Genomic DNA, 23,426 nt, shown 5'->3' on the forward strand with positions numbered 1-23,426 from the left:
CTAAGCTTAAACCCTATGGCAGCTGCCGAAGGCTGCTACGGGGTTTGAGACTTCCAGGAGGACAGCATGCGCACGATTCTTTTCAGCAGCCAGACCTACGACCGCGAGAGTTTTCTCGCCGCCGTCCTGCCCGCCGGCATCGAACTGCATTTCCAGCCGGCACGACTGAGCCTCGACACGGCGGCGCTGGCCGAGCATCACGAGGTGGTCTGCGCCTTCATCAACGATGACCTCAGCGCCCCGGTGCTTGAACGCCTGGCAGCGGGCGGCACACGCCTGATCGCCCTGCGCTCGGCCGGTTACAACCATGTCGACCTCCCGGCGGCGAAGCGCCTGGGGCTGACGGTTGTGCGAGTCCCAGCCTACTCGCCCCACGCCGTGGCCGAACATGCGGTGGCGTTGATCCTGGCGCTCAACCGCCGTCTGCACCGCGCCTACAACCGTACCCGCGAGGGCGATTTCAGCCTGCACGGGTTGACCGGTTTCGACCTGGTGAACAAGACCGTCGGCGTGGTCGGCACCGGGCAGATCGGCGCGACCTTTGCGAAGATCATGCACGGCTTCGGCTGCCAATTGCTGGCCTATGATCCCTATCCGAACCCACAGGTCGAAGCCCTCGGCGCGCGCTACCTGAGCTTGCCGCAACTGCTGGCCGAGTCTCAGATCATCAGCCTGCATTGCCCGCTCAACGAGCAGAGCAAACATTTGATCAACCGCGAGTCACTGGCGCACATGCAGCCCGGCGCGATGTTGATCAACACAGGCCGTGGCGGTCTGGTGGACACGCCGGCGCTGATCGACGCATTGAAAAACGGCCAATTGGGCTATCTGGGACTCGATGTCTATGAAGAGGAGGCGCAGTTGTTCTTCGAGGACCGCTCCGACCTGCCACTGCAAGACGATGTGCTGGCGCGCCTGCTGACCTTTCCGAATGTGATCATCACCGCACACCAGGCCTTCCTCACTCGCGAAGCCCTGGGTGCGATTGCCGCGACCACATTGCAGAACATCGCGGCCTGGGCGGCCGGTTCGCCACACAATCAGGTCGAGCGCTGAACGGCTCAGGCCTTGGACAAGAGGATCATCAGGCCCAGCCAGCCGAAGCCCAGCAAGCGCTGCCCCGTTGAATGCCCGCGACGCAGCAGGAACCAGACAAAAAACGGCGGCAGAAAGAAAATCATCAGTTTCAGCCAGAGTTCCACCGGACGCGGTCCATTGAGCACCGGTGCCGGGACCTCAGCCTGGATTTCGTTTTTTCGTTTACGCCCGAAGGCGGCCGGGGTCACCCGAGGCACACTCTCATTGCTCGGCAAACGCCCGAAAGAAAGCGGTGCTTCCACAGGCGCTGCCGTCGAAGTAGCCGCGTGCACCGTTGCCGCAGGCGCACCGCAATGAATGCAAGCAGGCGCCGTGGAGCTGATGCGTTGCTTGCACTCGTAACATTCGATCAACGCCATTTCTGTTCCTTAGAGATGCAAAAGTGGCAGTTTGCCATGGATTAGCAGGCAATTTGAACCTGATCGAAGGTCACATGCCCACGCCATGCTGTGCTGATGCCCGTGCTAGCATATCGCGCATATTTGGAGGACCCATGGTCGAACACGATTTCCGCTACAGCCTGATGAACCCGCAGCACACCCTCACCGAATGCCGCGCCCTGGTGCCGGGGCGTTATCAAGTCACCGGCAACGGCGGCTCGATTCGCAATAACGACGTGCTGGTAGTGACCCTCAAAGGCAGCAAGGACTTGTCCATGCGCCTGACCGTCGAAACGGTTCGCCACCTGATCAACCCGCCCGGCCAATGGGTCGCGGTGGCCAGTGGTCCGGTGTTCGGCGAACTGGCGATCCATACCTGGAAAGTTAACTGCGACAGCTGCGCCAAAGAGCTGAGCTTCGAGTTCGCGGTCGACGCCAAGCTGGGCAACAAGGCTGAAAAACCGGCCGCCACCGCACGGATTGCCGAGCTGGGCTGGACCGCAGCCGGCGAAAAACACCTGTGCCCGAAGTGCCAGGAGCCTGCGTGATGAAACGCCTTGCTCTGACCACGATGGTCGGTGCCAGCCTGCTGGGCTGCGCCGCCGAGCCGGTAAAGTTGCAACAGAACCGCAGTTACATTCTGGAGTGGATCGGCGAACGTCCGCTGATGGACTACAGCCACCTGACCATCACGCTCGGTGACGACGGTCGGGCCTACGGTAACGGCGGCTGCAACCACTGGTTCGCGCCGTATTCCCTGGAAGGTGAAAAGCTCAGCTTCGGCAAGATCGGCAGTACCCGCAAACTCTGCGCGCCGGCGTTGATGGAACAGGAAAAACGCTTCCTGCAGGCGCTGGAAAACGTCCAGCGCTGGGACGTCTCACCGATTGACCAGATGCGCTTCTGGCCGGCCGAAGGCAAGCCATTGCGTTGGTGGCTTGAAGAGGGGTGATGCCCCTGTAGCGAGGGAGCTTGCTCCCGCTCGGCTGCGCAGCAGTCGCTAACTATCCGACGCGGATTGTCTGACACACCGAGTCGGATGGTTTTAGGGCCGCTTCGCGCCCCAGCGGGAGCAAGCTCCCTCGCCACAGGCGGTGCTCGGTCAGTTGGTCGCCTGCAACGCCTCAAGCTTCGCCATCACCCCCGCCGCCGTCTGCTCGCCCATCAACTGTTCCCGCACCTTGCCCTTGTTATCAATGATGTAAGTCACTGGCAGCGCCTCACTGCGCGGCAATTCGAAAAGGTCGGCCGGATCCTGGGCCAGCACGGTGAACTTGATCCCCAGTTTCTCACTGGCGCCTTTGAGCTCTTCGCCCTGCACATTGTCGAAGTTGACCCCGAACACGCCGATCTTCTTGCCCTGGAGCTGCTCGGCCAACACATTCAGCTGTGGGATTTCGGTCCGGCACGGGCTGCACCACTCGGCCCAGTAATTGAGCACCAGCCATTGTTTATCCAGACGCTCGGCGGCGACCTTGTGACCATTCTGGTCGATGCCATAGTCGTTGCCACAGCCCCCCAGCAATAACGCCCCCATGATCGCCAATGCTGCTGCCAGTCGCCTTGTCATGTCTCAATCCTTGTCAAAAATAGAATGCACCTGCGACCCATCGCCTCCCAAGGTTCTGGATTACGCGCCGCACAGTTAGAATAGCCGCCACTTTACGCAAGAAGCGACCCGCACATGACCGATCTGACGCTTTATCACAACCCGCGCTGCTCGAAATCCCGCGGTGCGCTCGAACTCATCGAAGCCCGTGGCCTGACGCCAACGGTCGTCCGCTACCTGGAAACACCACTGGACGCCGCGCAAATCCAGAGCCTGTTGAGCAAACTCGGCATCAGCGCCCGGCAATTGCTGCGCACCGGCGAGGACGAGTACAAAACCCTCAACCTGGCCGACAGCAGCTTGAGCGAAGCGCAATTGATCGCCGCCATCGCCGCACACCCGAAACTCATGGAGCGGCCGATTCTCGAAGTCGGCGACAAAGCCATCATTGGCCGTCCGCCGGAGAATGTACTGGAGTTGCTGCCGTGAGCGCGCCGTACATTCTGGTGCTGTATTACAGCCGCAGCGGCTCGACCAATGAAATGGCCCGGCAGATTGCCCGCGGTGTCGAGCAGGCCGGCCTTGAAGCCAGGTTGCGCACGGTGCCGGCGATCTCCACTGAATGCGAAGCCGTGGCGCCGGACATTCCCGATGAAGGCGCGCTGTACGCCAGCCTTGACGATTTGAAGAACTGCGCCGGCCTGGCCCTGGGCAGCCCGACCCGCTTCGGCAACATGGCCGCACCGCTGAAATACTTCCTCGACGGCACCAGCAACCTGTGGCTGACCGGCGCCCTGGTGGGTAAACCGGCCGGGGTCTTCACCTCGACCGCCAGCCTGCACGGCGGCCAGGAAACTACACTGCTGTCGATGATGCTGCCGTTGCTGCACCACGGCATGTTGATCACCGGCCTGCCTTACAGTGAATCGGCGCTGCTGGAAACCCGTGGCGGCGGCACGCCTTACGGCGCCAGTCATCACGCCGGGGCCGATGGCAAAAGCGGTTTGAACGAACATGAAGTCGCATTGTGCCGTGCCTTGGGCCTGCGCCTGGCGAAGACTGCGCAGAAACTGGAGAGCCATCGTGGCTAAGAAGCCTAAGGTGTTGCCTGCCATCGAATGGCTCGAACCGCGTGTACGGGCGATGCGCGTCATCAGCCTGCTGTGCTTTTTCAGCCTGGCGGGGCTGCTTTGCGCCTACTACCTGGTGTTCGCCGACCTGCATGGCGCGCGGCCGTGGGTGATTCTGCTGATCGAACTGGTGCCGCTGTTGTTGCTGGCACCGGGAATGATCGTCGGCAGTGCCCGTGGGCATTCGTGGATGTGTTTTGTGGTGAATCTGTATTTCATCAAGGGCGCATTGGCCGCCTATGACCCGAACCGGCAGCTGTTCGGTTTGCTGGAGATGGGCGCGAGCCTGGCGGTGTTCTGCTCGGCGATGCTGTATGTGCGGTGGCGGTACCAGTTGAACCGCAAGCTGGCGGGGGAAGGCGAGATTTCCGTCGCCTGATCTGACGCCTTCGCGGGCAAGCCTCGCTCCTACGGGGAATGGTGGTACCCTTGTAGGAGCGAGGCTTGCCCGCGAACGCCGCAACTCGGTCTCAATGATTGACGGTATACGCCAGCATCATCGAAATCTGGCTCATCGGCCGTCCACCACTCTCTTCGTGCCATTGGTTGAACGCATTCTGCACCGTGGCCAGGTCGCGCAAACTGCTCGGCACCTTGTCGATGATCTGCTGTGCATTCAGCGCTGCCACCACGTCGTAGCTCGGCACGAAGGTGTCCTTGCCGACCATCCGCAAGAATCGCGGCGCCGATAACCCGCCCAACTGATGGCCGTGTTTTTTCAGGTAGGTCCACAAGCCGACGATATCGGTTACCGGCCAGTCGGCGATCAACGCACCGAAACTACCCTTCTCATGGGCCACGTCCAGAATGAACTGCGCATTGCGCGGCACACTCTTGAGCTTGCCCAGGTGGCGGATAATTCGCGCGTCCTGCATCAAGCGCTCCAGATGTTCGGCGCTCATCAGCACGACTTTTTCCGGGTCGAACTTGAAGAACACTTCTTCGAACGCCGGCCACTTGGCATCCACCAGGCTGTGCTTGAGCCCGGCACGGAATACCCGCAATGCCATGGTCGAGAGGTAGCGGTCGTCGCTGATCTTGCGCAATTGCGCCGGGGTCTTGGGAACCGGCAGATGGGCTTCCAGTTCAGCCGCCGAACCGAAGCGGTTCAGACAGTATTCGTGCAGCCACTTGTAATCGCGCATGCCCTCTCCTACGGGATGAAATGAAAACGGCGCCCGCGAGCGCCGTGTGTCTGAGTGACTTGAACCGTCAGAGGTTCACTACGTTGACGAACCGCGATGCGGCGCTTTCGTCGATACGCAGGTTGGTGAAGTCGAACAGGTTGCGGTCCGCCAGTTGCGACGGGATCACGTTCTGCAGGCTGCGGAAAATGCTCTCGGTGCGGCCCGGGGTCTTGCGTTCCCACTCCTGCAGCATCTCTTTAACCACCTGGCGTTGCAGGTTTTCCTGGGAGCCGCAGAGGTTGCACGGGATGATCGGGAATTGCTTGAGGTCCGAGTAGGCCTGAATGTCTTTTTCGTTGCAGTAGGCCAGCGGGCGAATCACCACGTTGCGCCCGTCGTCGGCGCGCAGCTTTGGCGGCATGGCCTTGAGCGAACCGTTGAAGAACATGTTCAGGAAGAACGTCTCGACGATGTCGTCACGGTGGTGACCGAGGGCCATTTTGGTCGCGCCGATTTCGTCGGCAAAGGTGTACAGCGTGCCGCGACGCAGGCGCGAGCACAGCGAGCAAGTGGTCTTGCCTTCCGGGATCAGCTCCTTGACCACCGAGTAGGTGTCTTTCTCGACGATGTGGTACTCGATGCCCAGCTCTTTGAGGTAAGCCGGCAGCACGTGCTCGGGGAAGCCTGGCTGCTTCTGGTCCATGTTCACGGCGACGATCTCGAACTTGATCGGGGCGACTTTCTGCAAATGCATCAGCACGTCGAGCATGGTGTAGCTGTCCTTGCCACCGGACAGGCAGACCATGACCTTGTCGCCGTCTTCAATCATGTTGAAATCGGCAACAGCCTCACCGGCCTGGCGGCGCAGGCGCTTTTGCAGTTTGTTCTGGTTGACCGTAAGAGTGCCCATGACGCGAAATCCGTGAGGTGTGACGAAAGGCCGGCATTTTACGCAAAAACCCTGGCGGGGCGAAGCCTGCACTTATATGACTTGAGCATACCCCTGTGGCGAGGGAGCTTGCTCCCGCTCGGCTGCGCAGCAGTCGCAAAACCTGCCGCCGCGGTTTGCCTGACACAACAGGGTGGACTGTTTTGGGGCCGCTTCGCGCCCCAGCGGGAGCAAGCTCCCTCGCCACAGGTTCCATTCGGCACAGACCTTGCGGCGATTAACAAGATTGTTTACAGCGCGATTTGCTCTAAAGCCCTCGCACTATTGCAAGTAACTCCTTTCTATACTGCGACATAAGGTCGCACGCGTATTCAGACCTGTTCTTACCTGGCCACTTTGGCCTGTAAGCGCTCCGCTGGGGGGCGATGGCAACAACAAGAGGAGTGACTGGCATGATCCATCACGTAGTGGGACTCTTTACCCACCCTGACCAGGAATGGAAAGAAATCCGTGGCGACGAGGAAGAAAGCATCAGCCACATGTACCTGACGCACACCCTGATTCTGGCGGCGATCCCTGCCATATCGGCGTTTATCGGCACTACGCAAGTCGGCTGGGTCATCGGTAACCGAGCGCCGGTCATGCTGACTATGGAAAGCGCGCTATGGATGACCATCATGTCGTACCTGGCAATGCTCGGCGGTGTCGCGGTGATGGGCGCCTTCATTCACTGGATGGCCCGTACCTATGACGCCAACCCGAGCCTGGCGCGCTGTATCGCATTTGCCACGTACACCGCCACCCCACTGTTCGTCGGCGGCCTGGCGGCGCTGTACCCGCACTTGTGGCTGGGGATGATCGTCGGCACCGCGGCTGTCTGCTACACGGTGTACCTGCTGTATGTAGGGCTACCAACGTTCATGAACATTCCATCGGACGAAGGCTTCCTGTTTTCGAGCTCGGTGCTCGCCGTAGGACTGGTGGTGCTGGTGGCAATCATGGCGTTCACCGTGATTGTCTGGGGCCTTGGCGTGGGACCGGTCTATACCAACTGACAAACAAGCGCCAACATAAAAAACACGTTCCGCCACTACAGGCCGCCGCAAGGCGGCCTTCTAATGCGAGCAACGACCATTCGGCGCCTGAGCGATTCGCAAGCCCTCGGGGTTGCGGCATACTCGACATCCTTGGAGATCCATCAAGCATGCCCGAGCAACTCAATACCCGCGTCGAAGACTGTTTCCTGCAAGCCGAATCCTTTTTCAAACGACCTTTCAAACGCCCCGTGGTGAGCCTCAAGCTGCGCGGGCAAAAAGCCGGTGTCGCGCATTTGCACGAGAACCTGCTGCGCTTCAACCCGCAGCTGTACCGGGAAAACACCGAAGACTTCCTCAAGCAGACCGTGGCGCATGAAGTGGCGCACCTGATCGCCCATCAACTGTTCGGCGACCGCATCCAGCCCCACGGCGAAGAGTGGCAACTGATCATGCGCGGCGTCTACGAACTGCCGCCCAATCGCTGCCACACCTATGACGTCAAACGTCGCAGCGTGACCCGCTACATCTACAAATGCCCCTGCGCCGACAGCGATTTCCCGTTTTCGGCCCAGCGTCATAGCCTGGTGCGCCAGGGGCGGCGGTATTTGTGCCGGCGCTGTCGCAGTACGTTGGTGTTCAGCGGGGAGATGCGGGTCGAATAAGTTGAGTTTCGGCCGGGACAGACGCTAGACAACTACCTTGGCCCGCCGCAACGCTTCAATCCGCTCAACACTAAACCCCAACTCCCCCAACACCTGATCCGTATGCTGCCCCAGCCGGGCGCCTATGTGCCGCGGCTCAGGCAACCCCGCTGAAAACTTCAACGGACAGGCCATCTGCGCCTGGGTCGAGCCATCGCCCCGCGGCACCTCAGCCACCAGTTCCCGCGCCTGCAACTGCGGATGCCCGACCGCTTCGCCCAGGCTCAACACCGGCTCGACACACGCATCGGCCCCGGCAAATAGCTCACACAGCCAGGCAAAGTCGTGTTTTTCGAATTCAATGTTCAGCGCATCCTTGAGCGCCCGTTGCCGGGCGGGGTCGGACGACAGTCCCTCGGCCGCCAGTTCCGGACGGCCGAGCACCGTGCACAGTTGCTGCATGAACCCCGGTTCCAGACTGCCCACCGACAACCAACGGCCATCGCGCGACCGGTAGTAATCGTAGAAGCTGCCGCCGTTGAGCATCTGGTCTTCCCTGCCCGGCTCAACGCCGCAGGCCAGGTAGCCGGCACCGGCCATGGCGTTCAGGCTGAAGGCGCAGTCAGTCATGCTCACATCCAGATGCTGTCCCTGCCCGGTCTGCTGCCGCGCGATCACCGCTGCCAGCAGCCCGATCACCCCATGCAACGAACCGCCCGCGACATCTGCCACCTGCATACCCAACGGCAACGGGCCGCTGTCGGCGCGGCCGGTGTAGCTCGAAAGCCCCGCCAGCGCCAGGTAGTTGATGTCGTGTCCGGCGCGGTCCTTGTAAGGGCCGGTCTGGCCGTAGCCGGTGATCGACACATAAATCAACCGTGGATTGATCGCCTTCAAGGCTTCATACCCCAGGCCCAGCCGTTCCATCACGCCAGGGCGGAACTGCTCCAGCACAATGTCGTAGTCCGCAAGCAATTGCTTGATCACCTCCAGCGCCTCAGGCTGCTTGAGGTCCAGCGCCAGGCTGCGCTTGTTGCGATTGAGGTAGGCGTGGCTGGCCGACACCCCCTGATCATGGGGCGGCAGCACCCGCAGCAAATCCGTGCGGGTCGGCGATTCGATGCGCAGCACCTCGGCGCCCATGTCCGCCAACAGCAACGAGGCGAACGGCCCCGGCAACAATGTCGAGAAATCCAGAACCTTGAGTGATGCCAGTGGACCGAGCATGAGCGTTCTCCAGTGCAGTCCCCCAAGCCTAGGCAGCCCGGGACATTGCAGCAATCACCTTATGTGCCAGTGACACTGACCGTTACGCTCAAATCGCAGGCAACAAAAAACCCGCCGAAGCGGGTTTTTCATTTACAACAAGGCTTACTTGGCGTTCGTCGGGGTTGCCCCTTCGACGTGGCCCAAAACATCATCTTTAGGCTCGTCGGCAATGCCACGACCGCCCGAGGCCAGCTCGGATTGCAGCACGTCGGTGTCGAGTTCCTTGACCCACTTGGCCACAACAATGGTGGCAACCGCGTTACCGATCAGGTTGGTCAACGCGCGGGCTTCGGACATGAAACGGTCGATACCCAGGATCAGCGCCAGGCCGGCAACCGGCAGGTGGCCAACAGCGGACAAGGTAGCGGCCAGTACGATGAAGCCACTACCGGTCACGCCGGCAGCGCCTTTGGAGGACAGCAGCAACACCACCAGCAGAGTGATCTGGTGAGTGATGTCCATGTGGGTGTCGGTGGCCTGAGCAATGAACACTGCCGCCATGGTCAGGTAGATCGCCGTACCGTCGAGGTTGAACGAGTAGCCGGTCGGGATCACCAGACCTACCACGGATTTCTGCGCCCCCAGACGCTCCATTTTGATCAGCATGCGTGGCAGTACCGACTCCGAAGAGGAAGTACCCAGCACGATCAACAGCTCTTCACGGATGTAGCGGATCACTTTCAGAACGCTGAAGCCGTGAGCACGAGCAATACCACCCAGCACCACCAGAATGAACAGCAGGCAGGTGATGTAGAAGCAGGCCATCAATTGACCGAGTTGCACCAGCGAGCCAACGCCATAAGCACCGATGGTGAACGCCATGGCACCCAAGGCACCGAGCGGCGCGAGCTTCATGATCATGTTGATGATGTTGAACATCACGTGGGCGAAACGGTCGATGAAGTCCAGGATCGGCTTGCCGTAGGCACCCAGGCGATGCAGGGCGAAACCGAAGATCACCGAGAACATCAGCACTTGCAGGATATCGCCCGTGGCGAACGCACCGAAGATGGTGGTCGGGATCACGTTCAGCAGGAAGCCAACGACGCTTTGATCCGCACCGGCAGCCACGTAGGTTGCGATTTTGGAGGCATCCAGCGTGGTGACATCGATGTGCATGCCGTTACCCGGCTGCACAATGTTGACCACCACCAGACCGACCAGCAGTGCAATGGTCGAAACGATTTCGAAGTAGAGCAGCGCGTAACCGCCGGTCTTGCCAACCGACTTCATGTTCTGCATGCCCGCGATACCGCTGACGACGGTGCAGAAAATGATGGGAGCGATGATCATTTTGATCAGTTTGATGAACCCGTCACCCAACGGCTTGAGGGCTACACCGGTCTGCGGGTAGAAGTGACCGAGCAGGATGCCGATGGCGATGGCAACGATCACCTGGAAATACAGGGATTTGTACAGTGGCTGACGAGTCGTCATTGCAAAGTTCCTCAAGAGCGCCCGGTGACAACATCCATCTGTTGCCCAAGACACTTCAATTGCGAACCCTCCTGCACTGGAGGGATTTGTTTTGTCGAGCTGCGCAACGGCAGGCATCTGCTGGTTGTATCGCAAGGCCCGTGCCACATTCGCCAAAAAGCCTGCGAGCCTTTTGACATCAAGGGTTACAGGTTTCTTTTGGTCACCAACCAGTTACCACCATGTGGCGGATTTCCGCCAACCCACCTGACCTCGTCCTGCAATTTGGCGGATATCCGCCTTGTTCATCGTCGATGGGCACCGCTACCATCCATTGCTCAGTGGACGGACCTGCCCCATGCGTGAACGCACCATCGCCAGCCATTTCGCCCGTGCCGCCCTCGGCGGCGCGCGCCGACGTGGCTACGACTATTCGAGCCTGCTGCAGCAACTGGGGATCAGCCCCGAGTTGCTTGAAGAACCGCGCGCCCGAATCGCGCCTGAACAGTTCACCCGCTTGATCCAGGGATTGTGGCTGGCCCTGGACGACGAATACCTGGGCTTCGGGCAGGCCCCGAGCAAACCCGGCAGCTTCGCGATGATGTGCCATGCGGTGATCCACTGCCGCACGCTGGAGAAAGCACTCAATCGCGGCCTGTTGTTTTACAGCCTGTTTCCCGGGGCGCCGCGTCTGACCCTGAGCCGCGAAGGCGAGATGATTCGCCTGAGCCTCGACGATTCGCCGCTGTGGGACCCGGACCACTTCCTCAGCGAAAGCCTGCTGGTGATCTGGCATCGGTTCGGCAGCTGGCTGATCGGCCAACGCATTCGTCTGGAACACGCCACATTCAGCTACCCGAGGCCCGAGCACGGGGCCGAATACGACTTGCTGTTTTCCTGCCCGCTAACGTTCGATACTACTCAGAGTAGCCTGCTGTTCCACAGCCGCTACCTGAACATGCCGCTGTTGCAGGACGAACGAACTCTCAAGCACTTTCTCGAGCGCTCCCCCGCCGACCTGCTGTCACGCCCCGACGAAGGCGACAGCCTGAGCAGCCAATTGCGGCGCTTGCTCAGCCGCGACAGTGCACGCTGGCCGGACCTGGAAGCAGTGGCGGCGCACCTGCACATCAGCCCACAAACCTTGCGTCGGCATTTGCGTGAGGAAGGCACGAGTTTTCAGGAATTGAAGGATCAGTTACGCCGGGACATCGCGATTTATCACCTGGGGCGGGCGGATCTATCGTTGCAACAGATTGCCGAGCAGTTGGGGTTTTCCGAACCTTCGGCGTTTCATCGGGCGTTCAAGAAGTGGACGGGGTTGACGCCGGGGGCTTATCGGGCGCAGGAGAACTGATTTCACAACTTTGCAGGCAGCCATGCTGTTGTGGCGAGGGAGCTTGCTCCCGCTGGGCTGCGAAGCGACCCCAAAATCTGCAACCGCAGGTTTCAGGTGCACCGCATACACCGGTTTTGCGACTGCTGCGCAGCCGAGCGGGACGGTGCGGCGATCCGACAAGCTCCCTCGCCACAATAAGTGCTCTCACCACAGACTTTCGTCAGCCTTGTGGATCGAGGTTATCCAGCACCCGGTTGACGGCCAGCTCACCGAGCATGACCACCGATTGAATCCCCAACATCATGTTGCGATGGGGCATGTCCATCAGCCCGGCGAACTCACAGAGCATCCCGCTGGCTGACGCCCGGGATTCGCAGGCGTTGACCAGCAGGGTTTCGTTATCAAAAAGAGGTGGCAGCTGTACCCTGGTTAGCAGACCAGGACTCTAGAACCCGGCGCACCGAAGTGCCTTATCTACCTCACCTCGAATTTGTCGACGTACATGTCATCTCTATTACGAATAATGATTGATTTTATTCTGCTCTTGCCCGGCGCACTGAAACTGACATAGGCGTATTGGTAGAGACTCGTATAAGGCAATGGCATCGTGCCAATGACATTGCCTCGTTCATCCATATAAACGACTGCATTCTCTTCGTGCAACTGGTGCGAAACGAACAAAAAGCTGACATGACTGGCTAAACCCGGAAGGGTGATTTCAACCGTGCCTAGCATGTTCAGCGTGACGCGTCCGAGTAGCGACGTGTAGTTTCTGTCGGTGGTATGAACATTCGTCAAATGAACAATTCCGCCCAGTGACTTTAGCGTTATTCCACTTGCAAACTTATGTACGGAGCCGGGGTTAAAACCAATCAGAGGTGAACTTTCGAAGTCTTCAGAGCCGGCATACGATCGAAGGCTGACGATGTAGTTAACGTCCTTGAAGACAACGGTATGACCGCCGACTGTTACCTCGACCTTGAGTGTTATTTCGGCATTATCAAATAACGCATCGAGCCATGGACGCGATATTGCCTGGGTCAATCCGTTTGTCACGTCCTGTTCTGTTATACGGTGGTTCTGCAAAACCGGAAGCGGTGCATGATTTCTATCCACGACCGTCACATTAATACTCTGCCCGATCGCTATAAATACCCATGGGAGAAGTCGGACGGTACCATCGAGATCAAAATCATCGAGATTTAGTCCACCCGCCTTCGCCTGCAGAATTTCCGCTACCGGCAAACGGGCATCGCCGTCCTCAATCCGTGCAACAGTCACCAGCAACGACCCTGACCGGGCAATCTCCTTGCCGCCCCGAATCAACACCCAGCGAAACCTCAGTTGGCTCCCTTGCCGCTCCGCAAGAAATGCCTGGGTCAGGACGGTGTTCGTCCGCTTGTTCGTGTTGAAAGCCACCACTGGAAATGGCGTGGCACCGGCAGGCGGGTTGATTTCGATCAACTGAGCCTTGTCACCGGCACGGGCGTCCAGATACTCGATACGCACGGTGACACCATTCGAATAAAGCCATAAGTCGATGGGACTGACGGCCGGTGCAACCAGTTTCGGCGGTAATAACTTGATGGTGCCTTCGCCAATGACCTGCGCCTCGGCCACTTTGGAAACACCGATAACCTTGCCCCCGCGGATCTGCTCAAAACGAACACTCACAATACTGTCGACAATAACCTTGTCATTGGGAATGTCCCAAGCGAATTGCCCCGGTACCTGCGTGATCGGCAGCGTTGCTTCATGGCTGGCAACCGGACTGCCATTCACCAGCGCGGTGAACATCAGATGGATCTCATCACCCACGTCCCAGATCGCATCGATCAGATGAACCAAGGCCCACAACGGCCCCCCCTTCAACTTGTCCAGATCGACGATGGTCGGGTCGTCATTGTTCTCAGTCAGGATTTCTCGAAGGATCGGCATCTCCAGTTCTTTACGATCGAGGTGGACATCGATCAGGCAAGGCACCGACCAATGATCCCGTGCATCGAACTGCCCCAGATGCGTCGTGCCCGAGAAGTTGTTCGTCTGGCTGATGACGTTGTACCTGATCGGGAACTGCGAGTTATTCGGGTCGTTCGCGAAATGCTGGGTGTACAGGGTAAGAACCAGCGGCTTTGTCAGGTCGGGGACGGGATCCAGCGGCGTCGGTTCGATCCGGTGGGTCAGCGGGACGCCACCGCAATCGACGGTCACCAGGTCATAAAGATGCTTATGGGGCCAATCCAGGGTCAGGATCACACCCTGCGCCGCCTGCGCGGCATCCACGCTGGTCGGGCTGACGCTGATGCCCAGTGCAGAATGCCCCCCGCCCACGACCGGGTCATCGCCGCCCGGCGCGTAGACGAAGTAGAGCACTTTCAACTCCTGCGACTTTTCGATGTTGCCAGAAAGACGCTCGACCGTGCAGTAGAAGGTGTTGACGCCCTCCACCAGTAGGCCCATCGGCAGGCGCAACTCCACCGCTGCGCTGGAATCCATGACGATTTCGCTGGCAACCGGGTTGGAGTTGTCATTCACGTATAGATTTACGGTTTCATACTTAGCCTGCTCAAGCCAAGTCCCCAACAGCACCAGTACACCCTTCGAATCCCTGTAGTGATTAACGATGGACAGCCCGATATGCGCCTCCGGATGAGAGATCAGGTCAGTCTTCAGCAGAATATGCGGACGTGTGACGGTGAAAACGTCAATCGAAACCGGGACAGGACTGTTCATGGCGCAGTGCTCGCTATGTGATGGAGGGTCTGCGCAATCAGAACGCGGTAGTAGCGGAACTCGCTACTGTCAGATCTGACAGTAGCGACGAGCGGTCGGCAGAATGAATACCGTCGTTGGCTTATCCAAGCAAAAAAAACGGCCCTCTCAGGTCGTTTCTCATTTTGCTCATGCACAGATGCTGTTGTGGCGAGGGAGCTTGTCGGATCGCCGCACCGTCCCGCTAGGTTGCGAAGCGGTCCCAAAATCTGCAATCGCAGGTTTTCAGGTACACCGCATACACCGGTGTTGCGACTGCTGCGCCCGGACGCGGATCGGCCGGCGGGAGCAAGCTCCCTCGCCACAATGGATCAATCAGTTCTGAGGATCGAGGTTATCCAGCACCCGGTTGACGGCCAACTCACCGAGCATGACCACCGATTGAATCCCCAACATCATGTTGCGATGGGGCATGTCCATCAACCCGGCGAACTCACTGAGCATCACGCTCGCCGATGCCAGGGATTCGCAGGCGTTGACCAGCAGGGTTTCGTTATCGACCTTCGCACCGACATGGTAAATGGTGCTGGGTTTGCGCTTGGTGTCTTTGGGAGTGGGTGGTTTGAGGTAGTGGTCGAGGGCGCGGTCGGCGGCTTCGTGGAGTTTTTTGGAATCGAGGGATTCGTAGGGGGAGACGTCGTCGGGTGCTGGTGGATTAGGTGTTGGTTTGAACATGGATAAAGCCTCCTAGAGTCATGGAGCCGCCACTGTTCGCTGCGAGACGAAAGAAGGTGGCAGCTATACGCGGGTCGCAGACCGGGACTCTAGAACCGGCAGACCCGAAGGTCTCCCACGTACAGCCGCCATAACATGAACGGAGGATGTTGTGCGTCTAGAGATACACGGGCTGCGAGACCCGATCACTGATTGGTCAGCGACCCGGAAACGATATAGGCCGGCCTCAAGGCGCACTAGCCGGCGGATTCTGGCGTAGTCGTAGGCAGCGGCGCAAGGATGTGTAGCCTGGGTGAGTGTCTGGAGATGTCTTTTAAACATCCACGTTTAAAATCAAAAGATCGCAGCCTCGTTGCACTCGACAGCTCCTACAGGTGGACGCAAATCCCTGTAGGAGCTGTCGAGTGCAACGAGGCTGCGATCTTTTCGGCCAAGCCCCTACATCAAACCACCGGAAAATGAATCCGGAACGCCGCGCCGCCCATCGGCGAATCCCCCAGCGTCAGCTTGGCGCTGTAGCTTTCGATGATGTCCTTGACCACCGCCAAGCCAATCCCCTGCCCCGGATGCTGGCGGTCCAGCCGCTCGCCGCGCTCGAGAATCCGTGCGCGTTGGTCCGGTGGTACACCGGGGCCATCGTCTTCAATGCAAAGCTCAATGCTACTGAGGGTTTCGCGCACGCTGATGCGTACTTCGTTCAGGCACAGGCGATAGGCGTTTTCCAGCAGGTTGCCCATCATTTCCAGCAAGGCGCCCTGCTCGATCGGTACGTAGCACTGATCCGGCAGATCGAAGGCGACCCGCACGCGTTTGTCGCGGTAGACCTTGTCCAGGGTGTCGCAGAGGCTTTGCAGCACCGGGCGTAAGCGTACCTGATGGCGCACCAGACCACTTTTGCGCAGGCTGGCCCGTTGCAGTTGATAGCTGATCTGCTGGCTCATGCGTTCGATCTGGGTTTGCAGCACCCAGGCCTGATCGCGCTCTTGCGGCTTTTGCGCCATGTCTTCGCTGACCCCTTGCAACACCGCCAGCGGGGTTTTCAGGCTGTGGGCCAGGTCGTCGAGGGAGTCGCGGTAACGGCTGCGCTGTTCACGCTCGCTGTGCAGCAAACGGTTGAGCGAGCCGGTCAGGCGCAGCAGTTCACGCGGGTGTTGTTCGCTGAGGCTTTCGCGGGTGCCGCTTTCGATCTGGTCCAGCTCCTGGCTCAGTCGGCTCAACGCCTGCAAGCCCCAGGTCAGGCCAACCCAGAGCAAAACGAGCAACACCAGCAGCGCGGCACCGAAGCCCAGGTAGAGGTTTTCCCGCAGGCCTTCGAGGGTGGCTTCGTATTCGCGCACCGGTTGCAGCGCGACGATGCTGAACGCCGCGCTTTTGCCGCCGAGCAGCTTGACCTCGACGTCATAGACGAAAAACTCTTCACCATTGGCCTCGCGAATCCTCGCGAACTCGTTGCCGCGTCCGTCGTAACGCGGCTTGTAGTTGATGTTCTCTTCCTGGGTGGCCTTCGAGCGCCAGACCAGGTGACCTTCGCGGTCATAGATGTAGCCGAGCAATCGGCTGTCGGCGAGGTTGAAACGCTCATCGGGCAACTGCGCCGGCATTTGCAAGCGGTTGTTATCCACCCGGGCGGCGGAGATCAGCGTGGTGACGTCCGACGCCAGGCGCTGCTCGATGGAGTCCTGCAACGCCAGGCTGAACGCGCCCTGCATCGCCGGCAGTAACGCCAGCATGAACAACACCGCCAGGGTGGTGGCGGCGAGCATCAAGCGGACACGAAGGGAACGAATCAAGTGCAGCGCTCATTGAACAGGTAGCCGAGGCCACGCACGGTATCGATCGGCTTGAACCCGGCCGGGCCTTCGAGTTTGCGACGCAAGCGGCCCACCAGCACTTCGATCACATTTGGATCGCGCTCGTCGTCATCCGGGTAGAGCTGCTCCATCAAGCGGTCCTTGGCCACCACTTGCTGGTGATGGCGCATCAGGTATTCGAGGATCCGGTATTCGTAGGCGGTCAGCGCCAGCGGCTGGTCATCGAGGGACGCCTGTTTGCGATTGAGGTCCAACAGCAAGGGACCGGCGACGATGGTCGACTGGGTGAAACCGCTGGAGCGACGCAGCAAGGCATTGAGCCGGGCGTCCAGCTCTTCGAACTGGAACGGCTTGACCACGTAGTCGTCGGCACCGGCGGCGAGGCCTTCGACCTTGTCTTGCCAGTTGCCGCGCGCGGTGAGGATCAGGATCGGAAACGTCTTGCCTTGGGAGCGCAGCTGACGAATCAGGTCGAGCCCGCCCATGCCCGGCAGACCGAGGTCGATCACCGCCAGGTCATGGTTGAACTGCTCGGCCTGATGCAACGCATCGATGGCGTTGGCCACGGCCTCGACCACGTGGCCGCTGTCCGTCAAACGGGTCTGCAGGTGATGGCGCAACAGCGCTTCATCTTCGACAACCAGCAATTTCATAAGGCTCTCCGGGGCAAATCAACATCTCCAAAGGTCAGTTAAGCCTGCTCCCACAGGTTGCGAGGCTTAACTGACTGGCAACCAAACGCTGTTTAGAAAGCGTAGTTGGCGGACAAGTACGTCTGGGCGCTGCTGGTCAAGTCCAGCGAACCCTGTTTGCTGCCGCCGCGCTCGCTCATCTCGGTGCTGGCGTTGCTACGCAGGTAACGGTAACCCAGCTCGACCGAGGTGTTTTGCGTAACTTGCTGCAACACACCGACCTGGCCGCCAATGGCGTAACCGATGTCGCTGTCGCGGCTGAAGCCTGGCGATTCCTGGGTCATTTTGGTCAAACCGGCCGTGGCACCGCCGAACAGTTTGGTGCTGCCACCCACTGGGTAAAACAGATCGTAGCTGCCCAGCAGGTTTTCCTGACGCAGTTTAATGCCATTATGCGAGCCCGACACGTTGTCGTAAGTGGCGTAGTAGCGGCCCTGGCTGTCTTGCTGGCCCACACGCAAACCCCAGGTGTTGTCCTTGCCGATCACACCGTCGGCGTTAGGGTGGTTGAGGTTGTCGTTCAGGGCACTGGATTTTTTAACCTTGTCGCTGGTCTGGCCAAAGGTCAGGCCGGCAAAATTGGTGGTGTCGGCGTGGGCGGCAACACTGGCGCCCATCACGGTGAAAGCCAGGAGCAGTTTTTTCAAAGTAGTCATTGGGGAACTTCCTCATGCGCTATGTGCTTTTTGGGTACGGGGCAAGGTTACTGACCTCACCCTGTACAGCCCCTGAACGCACTCTGAACCTGAGCTGAATCAAATCGACTACGCTTTCTTGACGTTTGTTTATAAGGAGATTCAGCCATGCGTGTGTTGCTCGCCCTTGTATTACTGGCCGTGAGCGGGGTCAGCCAGGCCGCCATCAAGACCCAGGAAATTCCCTATCAGAGTGCCGATGGCACCAAGCTGATTGGCTATTACGCCTACGACGACGCCATTAAAGGTCCGCGTCCGGGTGTGGTGGTGGTACATGAATGGTGGGGGCTCAACGACTACGCCAAGCGACGCGCACGCGATCTGGCGGGTCTGGGCTACAGCGCACTGGCGATCGACATGTATGGCGACGGCAAAAACACCGAACACCCCAAGGACGCCATGGCGTTCATGCAAGCCGCGACAAAGGACAGCGCAGCAGCCAGCGCGCGGTTTCAGGCCGGGCTCGATTTGCTGAAGAAACAGCCACAGACCGATCCGGCCAAACTGGCGGCCATCGGCTATTGCTTCGGCGGCGCAGTGGTGCTGAATGCCGCACGCCAGGGCTTGCCGCTGGCGGGCGTGGTGAGTTTCCACGGTGCACTGGCGACCAATACGCCGGCGGTGCCTGGCAGTGTGAAGGCGAAAATCCTGGTGGAGCATGGCGCCCTGGACAGCATGGTCACAGCGGAAAACGTGACGGCGTTCAAGACGGAAATGGACAAGGCCGGTGCCGACTATAAATTTGTCAGCCTCGAAGGCGCCAAGCATGGCTTCAGCAACCCTGATGCGGATCGTCTGAGCCATGGCGATCATGGCGGGCCGGACATTGGTTACAACAAGGCCGCCGATGAGAAATCGTGGGCGGACATGCAGGCGTTTTTCAAGAAGATCTTTGGCTGATCAGATAGACCTCTGTGGCGAGGGGGCTTGCCCCCGTTGGGCTGCGAAGCAGCCCCAAAACCTGCAACCGTATTTCGTCAGGTACAACGCGTTTGCCGCCTTTACGACTGCTACGCAGCCGAGCGGGAGCAAGCTCCCTCGCCACAAAAGCCCTCAGCCACTACCCAGCCTCAAGGCAACCCGGCAAAATGCCCGTCATGAATCCCGTCCCCGCCCTACCCGCCTGCTGCACCCCGCTCGACGCCCATTGGCCGCTGCCGTTTGTGCTGCCCGATACGGTCCTGCTGGGCACTCACTTCGATACCAAGCAATTGGCCAGCGATGATTTCCAGCGCAGCGCCATCGAGCCGCCCGCGAGCATCCAGCGTTCGGTGGCCAAGCGTCAGGCCGAGTTTCTTGCCGGGCGGATTTGCGCTCGGGCCGCATTGCAACAGCTGGAAGGGCTGAGCTTCATTCCGGCCATTGGTGAAGACCGCGCACCGGTGTGGCCAGCGCATATCACCGGTTCGATCACCCACAGCACCGGCCGGGCCGCGGCGATTGTCGCGAACAAGGCCCATTGGCGCGGTTTGGGGATGGACCTGGAAAACCTGCTCGACGCAGAACGGGCCGAACGCCTGGCCGGAGAGATTCTCACCGGGCCTGAGTTGCAGCGCATGACCGCCGGGGCTCGCGATCAGTTGGCGATGGTGGTGACGCTGACGTTTTCGGTGAAGGAAAGCCTGTTCAAGGCGCTCTACCCGATCGTCCAAAAGCGCTTCTATTTCGAACACGCCGAAGTGCTGGAGTGGAGCGAGGGCGGTGAAGTGCGGTTGCGGTTGCTGACCGACCTGTCCAGTGAGTGGCGCAGCGGCACCGAACTGGACGCGCAGTTTGCGGTGATGGATGGGCAGTTGTTGAGTCTGGTCAGTATCAAGGCCTGAGGGTTTGTAGTGGCTGTCAGGGCCTCTTCGCGGGCAAGCCTCGCTCCTACGGGGTTTGTGTCGATAACGAAATGGGTGAACGCCCCCCCCCCGATCTGTAGGAGCGAGGCTTGCCCGCGAAGGCGATTGCCCTGACACCAACAACCTCAACGCCGCTCCTGATTCCTCGGCCAGCTCAAACTGAAACACGCCCCGCCCAGGCTTTTGCTCTTGCTGATCAGCGCTCGCCCGTCGTGCCAATGGATGATCCGCCTCACGATCGACAACCCCAGCCCATGACCACCCGAAGCGCGGGTGCGGCTGTCGTCGAGGCGCAGGAACGGGGTGAAGATTTTCTCCCACGCGGTTTCCGGCACGCCCGGCCCGTCATCCTCGACATCCACCCGACAGCGCTGCTGCCCCACCTGATAGCTGACGGTCACCCGTGAATGGGCATGGCGCATGGCGTTGCTCACCAGGTTCTGCAACGCCCGGTGCAGGTAACGCGGCTCGGCCTCGACCCAGGCGCCGTCGCAATCGGCGGCCGACAGGCACAAACCGCGTTGCACCGTGACCTCGGCGCGCAACGGTGCCAACTCCTCGATCACCTGATTGACCAACGCATCCAGATCGATCCGCTGGAAATTCAGCGCCGGCGAGCCCTGCTCCAGCCGCGCATAAGTGAGCATCTCATCGACCAACCGATCGAGATCCTCAATGTCGTGGTCCATGCCCTCGCGGTATTTCTCCAGCGCCTCAGGCGTGCTGGCCGAGCCGATCATCTCCAGGCCAAAACGCAGGCGCGCCACCGGTGTGCGCAATTCGTGGGACACGGCACGCACCAGTTCTCGCTGAATCGCCAACAATTGCTGCAAGTGCTCGGCCATGCCGTTGAACGCCGAGGCCAGCCGCCCCACCGAGTCGGCGCCACGGGCCGGTACGCGGGTTTCCAGGCTGCCCTTGGCAATTCGCGTGGCGGCGGCTTCCAGGCCGCGCAAACGACGCTCCAGTTGCCGCACCAACAGATAGACAATCAAACCGATCAGGCTCAGGCCAAGGGCCGCGATCAGCACCAGCCACTCGGGCGGGTAAGGATTCATCTGATACAACGGGCCAATTTCCAGCACCCACGGCGTACCAACCATGCCGGCAAACACCCGAATCGAATCGCCGCCCTTGCCTAACGCCATCACCGTGTCGCCTTCTGACACTCGGCGGCTCTGGTCTTCGTCCATGTCGGCCTCATCAACCGTCACCAGCCGCAGATCGAAGCCGAAACCCTTATCTTCCTTTAACTGCTCCAGACGCTTGGGCTGCTCGGCCACCGGGTAGCGCACCAGTTCATCGGCCAGCAGGTAGATGGTCGCCCGCGCCAGTTGCTCGCTGATCTGCTGGACTTCACCGGTGAGCACCAACTGCTCCTTTTCGCTGACCAGGCGATAAACCTTCGCCGCATGCGGACCGGTCTGCTCCACCAGGGCCTGGCCGTGCAACACGCGGGTGCGCTGGGTCAGGTCGAGGTCGGTCTGGGGGAACGTCTTCAGCGCCAGCGGAATCCCGAGCAAGCGCTCCCACAACAGCAACGCCCGATGGCGCTCGGTTTCGTTCATCGGTTGCAGGTTATCGGCCATCAGCGAGAAGGTGCCGTGGGCCAGGCGCTCGCGGTACTGCTCGCTGCGCACCTGGTTAAGCAGGTGCAACGCCAGCACGCCGAGTACGGCCACCAGAATCAGCGCCGCGCACATGCCGCCATAAATACGCAGGAAGATCGAGTTCACAGGGTGCAGGCTTCCGGCACGAACAAATAGCCTTTGCTGCGGACGGTCTTGATCAGCCGCGGATGCTCCGGGTCATCGCCGATCTTGGGGCGGATGCGCGAGATGCGCACGTCGATCGAGCGGTCCTGGCCGTCATAACCGATACCGCGCAGCGCGGTGAATATTTCTTCGCGGGACAGAATACGCCCGGCATTGGCCACCAGCAGCCAGAGCAGATCGAACTCGGCACTGGTCAATTCGATGCCTTTGTCATGCAGCCAGGCTTCGCGCAATGCATTGTCCACCACCAACGGACCGAACTGCAGGCGCCGGAGTTTTTCCGGGGCCACCTCCGGGGCTTCGCTGCGGCGCAGCAGGGCTTGAATACGCGCGAGCAATAAACGTGGACGCACCGGTTTACAGACGTAGTCGTCGGCGCCCAGGTCCAGGCCAAGAATCTGATCGGTGTCATCGGTGCGCGCGGTGAGCATCAGGATCGGCCCGTCATAGCGGTCGCGAATCTTGCGGCAAATGCTCAAGCCATCTTCGCCGGGGAGCATCAGGTCGAGAATCACCAGGTCCGGTTTCTCCTTGATGATGCGTGCTGCGGCCAGGGCGCCATTACCCTCGATCGATACTCGCAGGCCATTGGCTTCCAGGTAATCGCGGGTCAGTTCGGCCAGACGCTGGTCGTCCTCGACAATCAATACCTGCCAGGCTTCTTGCTCCACGACGACCTCTGCTTGCCAACACCATCAATAAGGAAGGATCCACCCGTCTTTTTGTAATGATTGGGGAGGATAAGAATGCATCTGCATGGGCCGATTGTATAAACGCCACACGTCTGGAACACAAGCCGGTAAATGCGTTCGGACACAACGGTTTTTTGTGATAGGGTTCGCGCCCTTAAAAATCCGGATGACTGTTTTCTGTCGCTGAAAATCAGTGAAAAATGGTCGGCTCCAGCTAGGTCGCGGCCTACACGCCCGTTCCCTCTTTCACACACAATTTACGCACAGGTTTATCCACAGGTAGTACGTTGCAACACCCTCCAAAACGCATTATCTTGTACCTCGGCGCAAAAAAAACCCTACATGTAGGGTTTTACGCCAAAAACCAAACACAAACCGGACACCGATTTCAAGCGCTTTTATTGCCTCTTTCCGGTTGAACCAAACGTATTTTCGAAAGACCAAACCGCGTGTGCGGATGGCTACTGTTTTTAAGCCCGAAACGGCGATAACGGTACGGGTGTTGCAGTCATTTACTGCCACTCAAAACGGAATTCGGTTTCAGGCCCAAGGCGTGACACCAAAGACTTCGGCATGGAAGCGGCGCCCAATAGCC

At 59.7% G+C, this 23,426-nt stretch carries 24 protein-coding genes and 1 pseudogene; 11 read left to right on the forward strand and 14 right to left on the reverse strand.

The genetic code is table 11. The annotated features are described in order from the left end of the window. Nucleotides 1-66: 66 nt before the first annotated feature. The gene (locus ACEN8R_RS17120; protein WP_018926297.1) at nucleotides 67-1,056 is read left to right on the forward strand and encodes a 2-hydroxyacid dehydrogenase; all 990 of its coding nucleotides are present in this window, start codon (nucleotides 67-69) and stop codon (nucleotides 1,054-1,056) included. A 5-nt stretch (nucleotides 1,057-1,061) separates the two neighbouring features. Here the strand turns inward: ACEN8R_RS17120 and ACEN8R_RS17125 are convergent, their stop codons facing one another. Next, nucleotides 1,062-1,457 (reverse strand): hypothetical protein, encoded by a 396-nt coding sequence (locus tag ACEN8R_RS17125; protein ID WP_018926298.1) that lies wholly within the window; start codon nucleotides 1,455-1,457, stop codon nucleotides 1,062-1,064. Nucleotides 1,458-1,591: 134 nt separating this feature from the next. On the opposite strand from ACEN8R_RS17125, the gene ACEN8R_RS17130 reads away from it, so the two are divergent. Continuing rightward, nucleotides 1,592-2,026 carry a hypothetical protein gene (locus ACEN8R_RS17130; protein ID WP_018926299.1) on the forward strand — a complete coding sequence of 145 codons (435 nt, stop codon included), beginning with the start codon at nucleotides 1,592-1,594 and terminating at the stop codon, nucleotides 2,024-2,026. Then, on the forward strand, nucleotides 2,026-2,430 hold the full coding sequence (locus ACEN8R_RS17135; protein ID WP_007937547.1) for an META domain-containing protein: 405 nt from the start codon (nucleotides 2,026-2,028) through the stop codon (nucleotides 2,428-2,430). The genes ACEN8R_RS17130 and ACEN8R_RS17135 overlap by 1 nt, the downstream gene beginning before the upstream one ends. A 150-nt stretch (nucleotides 2,431-2,580) precedes the next feature. On the opposite strand, the gene ACEN8R_RS17140 is transcribed toward ACEN8R_RS17135, so the two are convergent. Further along, nucleotides 2,581-3,048 (reverse strand): TlpA family protein disulfide reductase, encoded by a 468-nt coding sequence (locus ACEN8R_RS17140; RefSeq protein WP_018926300.1) that lies wholly within the window; start codon nucleotides 3,046-3,048, stop codon nucleotides 2,581-2,583. 114 nt (nucleotides 3,049-3,162) lie between these two features. Between ACEN8R_RS17140 and arsC the strand changes: the two genes are divergently transcribed. Genes arsC through ACEN8R_RS17155 form a run of 3 tightly spaced genes read left to right on the forward strand, consistent with a single transcriptional unit; the run spans nucleotide 3,163 to nucleotide 4,536 of the window. Continuing rightward, nucleotides 3,163-3,516, forward strand: coding sequence for an arsenate reductase (glutaredoxin) (arsC, locus tag ACEN8R_RS17145; protein ID WP_018926301.1), 354 nt, complete (start codon nucleotides 3,163-3,165; stop codon nucleotides 3,514-3,516). Next, complete coding sequence (wrbA, locus tag ACEN8R_RS17150) at nucleotides 3,513-4,118, forward strand: NAD(P)H:quinone oxidoreductase (RefSeq protein ID WP_018926302.1); 606 nt, start codon at nucleotides 3,513-3,515, stop codon at nucleotides 4,116-4,118. Before arsC ends, wrbA begins: the two co-directional genes overlap by 4 nt. Next, on the forward strand, nucleotides 4,111-4,536 hold the full coding sequence (locus tag ACEN8R_RS17155) for a DUF2069 domain-containing protein (RefSeq protein WP_495624215.1): 426 nt from the start codon (nucleotides 4,111-4,113) through the stop codon (nucleotides 4,534-4,536). The genes wrbA and ACEN8R_RS17155 overlap by 8 nt, the downstream gene beginning before the upstream one ends. 91 nt (nucleotides 4,537-4,627) lie before the next feature. Here ACEN8R_RS17155 and ACEN8R_RS17160 read toward each other — a convergent pair whose 3' ends face one another. Next, the gene (locus ACEN8R_RS17160) at nucleotides 4,628-5,302 is read right to left on the reverse strand and encodes a DNA-3-methyladenine glycosylase I (protein ID WP_007937540.1); all 675 of its coding nucleotides are present in this window, start codon (nucleotides 5,300-5,302) and stop codon (nucleotides 4,628-4,630) included. Nucleotides 5,303-5,369: 67 nt separating this feature from the next. Then, a complete protein-coding gene (gene ttcA / locus ACEN8R_RS17165) occupies nucleotides 5,370-6,194 on the reverse strand; it encodes a tRNA 2-thiocytidine(32) synthetase TtcA (RefSeq protein ID WP_007937538.1) in 825 nt (274 codons plus the stop codon). Nucleotides 6,195-6,625: 431 nt separating this feature from the next. Here ttcA and ACEN8R_RS17170 point away from each other — a divergent pair, with 431 nt between their 5' ends. Together ACEN8R_RS17170 and ACEN8R_RS17175 are read left to right on the forward strand one after the other, a co-directional pair. Next, nucleotides 6,626-7,228, forward strand: coding sequence for a Yip1 family protein (locus tag ACEN8R_RS17170; RefSeq protein WP_018926304.1), 603 nt, complete (start codon nucleotides 6,626-6,628; stop codon nucleotides 7,226-7,228). 149 nt (nucleotides 7,229-7,377) lie between these two features. Then, the gene (locus ACEN8R_RS17175; protein WP_007937535.1) at nucleotides 7,378-7,872 is read left to right on the forward strand and encodes a SprT family zinc-dependent metalloprotease; all 495 of its coding nucleotides are present in this window, start codon (nucleotides 7,378-7,380) and stop codon (nucleotides 7,870-7,872) included. 24 nt (nucleotides 7,873-7,896) lie between these two features. Here the strand turns inward: ACEN8R_RS17175 and ACEN8R_RS17180 are convergent, their stop codons facing one another. Both ACEN8R_RS17180 and ACEN8R_RS17185 read right to left on the reverse strand, forming a co-directional pair. Further along, nucleotides 7,897-9,078 carry a CaiB/BaiF CoA transferase family protein gene (locus tag ACEN8R_RS17180; RefSeq protein WP_018926305.1) on the reverse strand — a complete coding sequence of 394 codons (1,182 nt, stop codon included), beginning with the start codon at nucleotides 9,076-9,078 and terminating at the stop codon, nucleotides 7,897-7,899. 144 nt (nucleotides 9,079-9,222) lie between these two features. After that, entirely contained in the window at nucleotides 9,223-10,557 is a 1,335-nt protein-coding gene (locus ACEN8R_RS17185) for a dicarboxylate/amino acid:cation symporter (protein WP_018926306.1), read from the reverse strand. Between the two features lie 337 nt (nucleotides 10,558-10,894). On the opposite strand from ACEN8R_RS17185, the gene ACEN8R_RS17190 reads away from it, so the two are divergent. After that, nucleotides 10,895-11,893, forward strand: coding sequence for an AraC family transcriptional regulator (locus ACEN8R_RS17190; RefSeq protein WP_018926307.1), 999 nt, complete (start codon nucleotides 10,895-10,897; stop codon nucleotides 11,891-11,893). Between the two features lie 202 nt (nucleotides 11,894-12,095). Here the strand turns inward: ACEN8R_RS17190 and ACEN8R_RS17195 are convergent. From ACEN8R_RS17195 to ACEN8R_RS17220, 6 genes and pseudogenes are all read right to left on the reverse strand, one after another. Beyond that, a pseudogene (locus ACEN8R_RS17195) lies at nucleotides 12,096-12,278 on the reverse strand (DUF6124 family protein); the annotation flags it as partial. Nucleotides 12,279-12,349: 71 nt separating this feature from the next. Continuing rightward, nucleotides 12,350-14,608 (reverse strand): hypothetical protein, encoded by a 2,259-nt coding sequence (locus ACEN8R_RS17200; RefSeq protein WP_178114242.1) that lies wholly within the window; start codon nucleotides 14,606-14,608, stop codon nucleotides 12,350-12,352. Nucleotides 14,609-14,962: 354 nt separating this feature from the next. Next, nucleotides 14,963-15,322 (reverse strand): DUF6124 family protein, encoded by a 360-nt coding sequence (locus ACEN8R_RS17205; RefSeq protein ID WP_138866968.1) that lies wholly within the window; start codon nucleotides 15,320-15,322, stop codon nucleotides 14,963-14,965. 443 nt (nucleotides 15,323-15,765) lie between these two features. After that, a complete protein-coding gene (locus ACEN8R_RS17210; RefSeq protein WP_018926311.1) occupies nucleotides 15,766-17,112 on the reverse strand; it encodes an ATP-binding protein in 1,347 nt (448 codons plus the stop codon). Next, nucleotides 17,109-17,786, reverse strand: a complete 678-nt coding sequence (locus ACEN8R_RS17215) for a response regulator transcription factor (protein ID WP_018926312.1) — start codon at nucleotides 17,784-17,786, stop codon at nucleotides 17,109-17,111. The genes ACEN8R_RS17210 and ACEN8R_RS17215 overlap by 4 nt, the downstream gene beginning before the upstream one ends. A 92-nt stretch (nucleotides 17,787-17,878) precedes the next feature. Next, entirely contained in the window at nucleotides 17,879-18,481 is a 603-nt protein-coding gene (locus ACEN8R_RS17220; RefSeq protein ID WP_019581238.1) for a membrane protein, read from the reverse strand. 147 nt (nucleotides 18,482-18,628) lie between these two features. Here ACEN8R_RS17220 and ACEN8R_RS17225 point away from each other — a divergent pair, with 147 nt between their 5' ends. Both ACEN8R_RS17225 and ACEN8R_RS17230 read left to right on the forward strand, forming a co-directional pair. Beyond that, the gene (locus tag ACEN8R_RS17225; protein ID WP_019650369.1) at nucleotides 18,629-19,420 is read left to right on the forward strand and encodes a dienelactone hydrolase family protein; all 792 of its coding nucleotides are present in this window, start codon (nucleotides 18,629-18,631) and stop codon (nucleotides 19,418-19,420) included. A 197-nt stretch (nucleotides 19,421-19,617) separates the two neighbouring features. Continuing rightward, a complete protein-coding gene (locus ACEN8R_RS17230; RefSeq protein ID WP_209435074.1) occupies nucleotides 19,618-20,343 on the forward strand; it encodes a 4'-phosphopantetheinyl transferase family protein in 726 nt (241 codons plus the stop codon). 146 nt (nucleotides 20,344-20,489) lie between these two features. Here the strand turns inward: ACEN8R_RS17230 and ACEN8R_RS17235 are convergent, their stop codons facing one another. Beyond that, nucleotides 20,490-22,100, reverse strand: coding sequence for an ATP-binding protein (locus ACEN8R_RS17235; protein WP_018926316.1), 1,611 nt, complete (start codon nucleotides 22,098-22,100; stop codon nucleotides 20,490-20,492). Continuing rightward, a complete protein-coding gene (locus tag ACEN8R_RS17240; RefSeq protein WP_019650367.1) occupies nucleotides 22,097-22,810 on the reverse strand; it encodes a response regulator in 714 nt (237 codons plus the stop codon). The genes ACEN8R_RS17235 and ACEN8R_RS17240 overlap by 4 nt, the downstream gene beginning before the upstream one ends. Nucleotides 22,811-23,426 lie beyond the last annotated feature (616 nt).

It is taken from the genome of Pseudomonas sp. Pseusp15 (genome assembly GCF_059492165.1).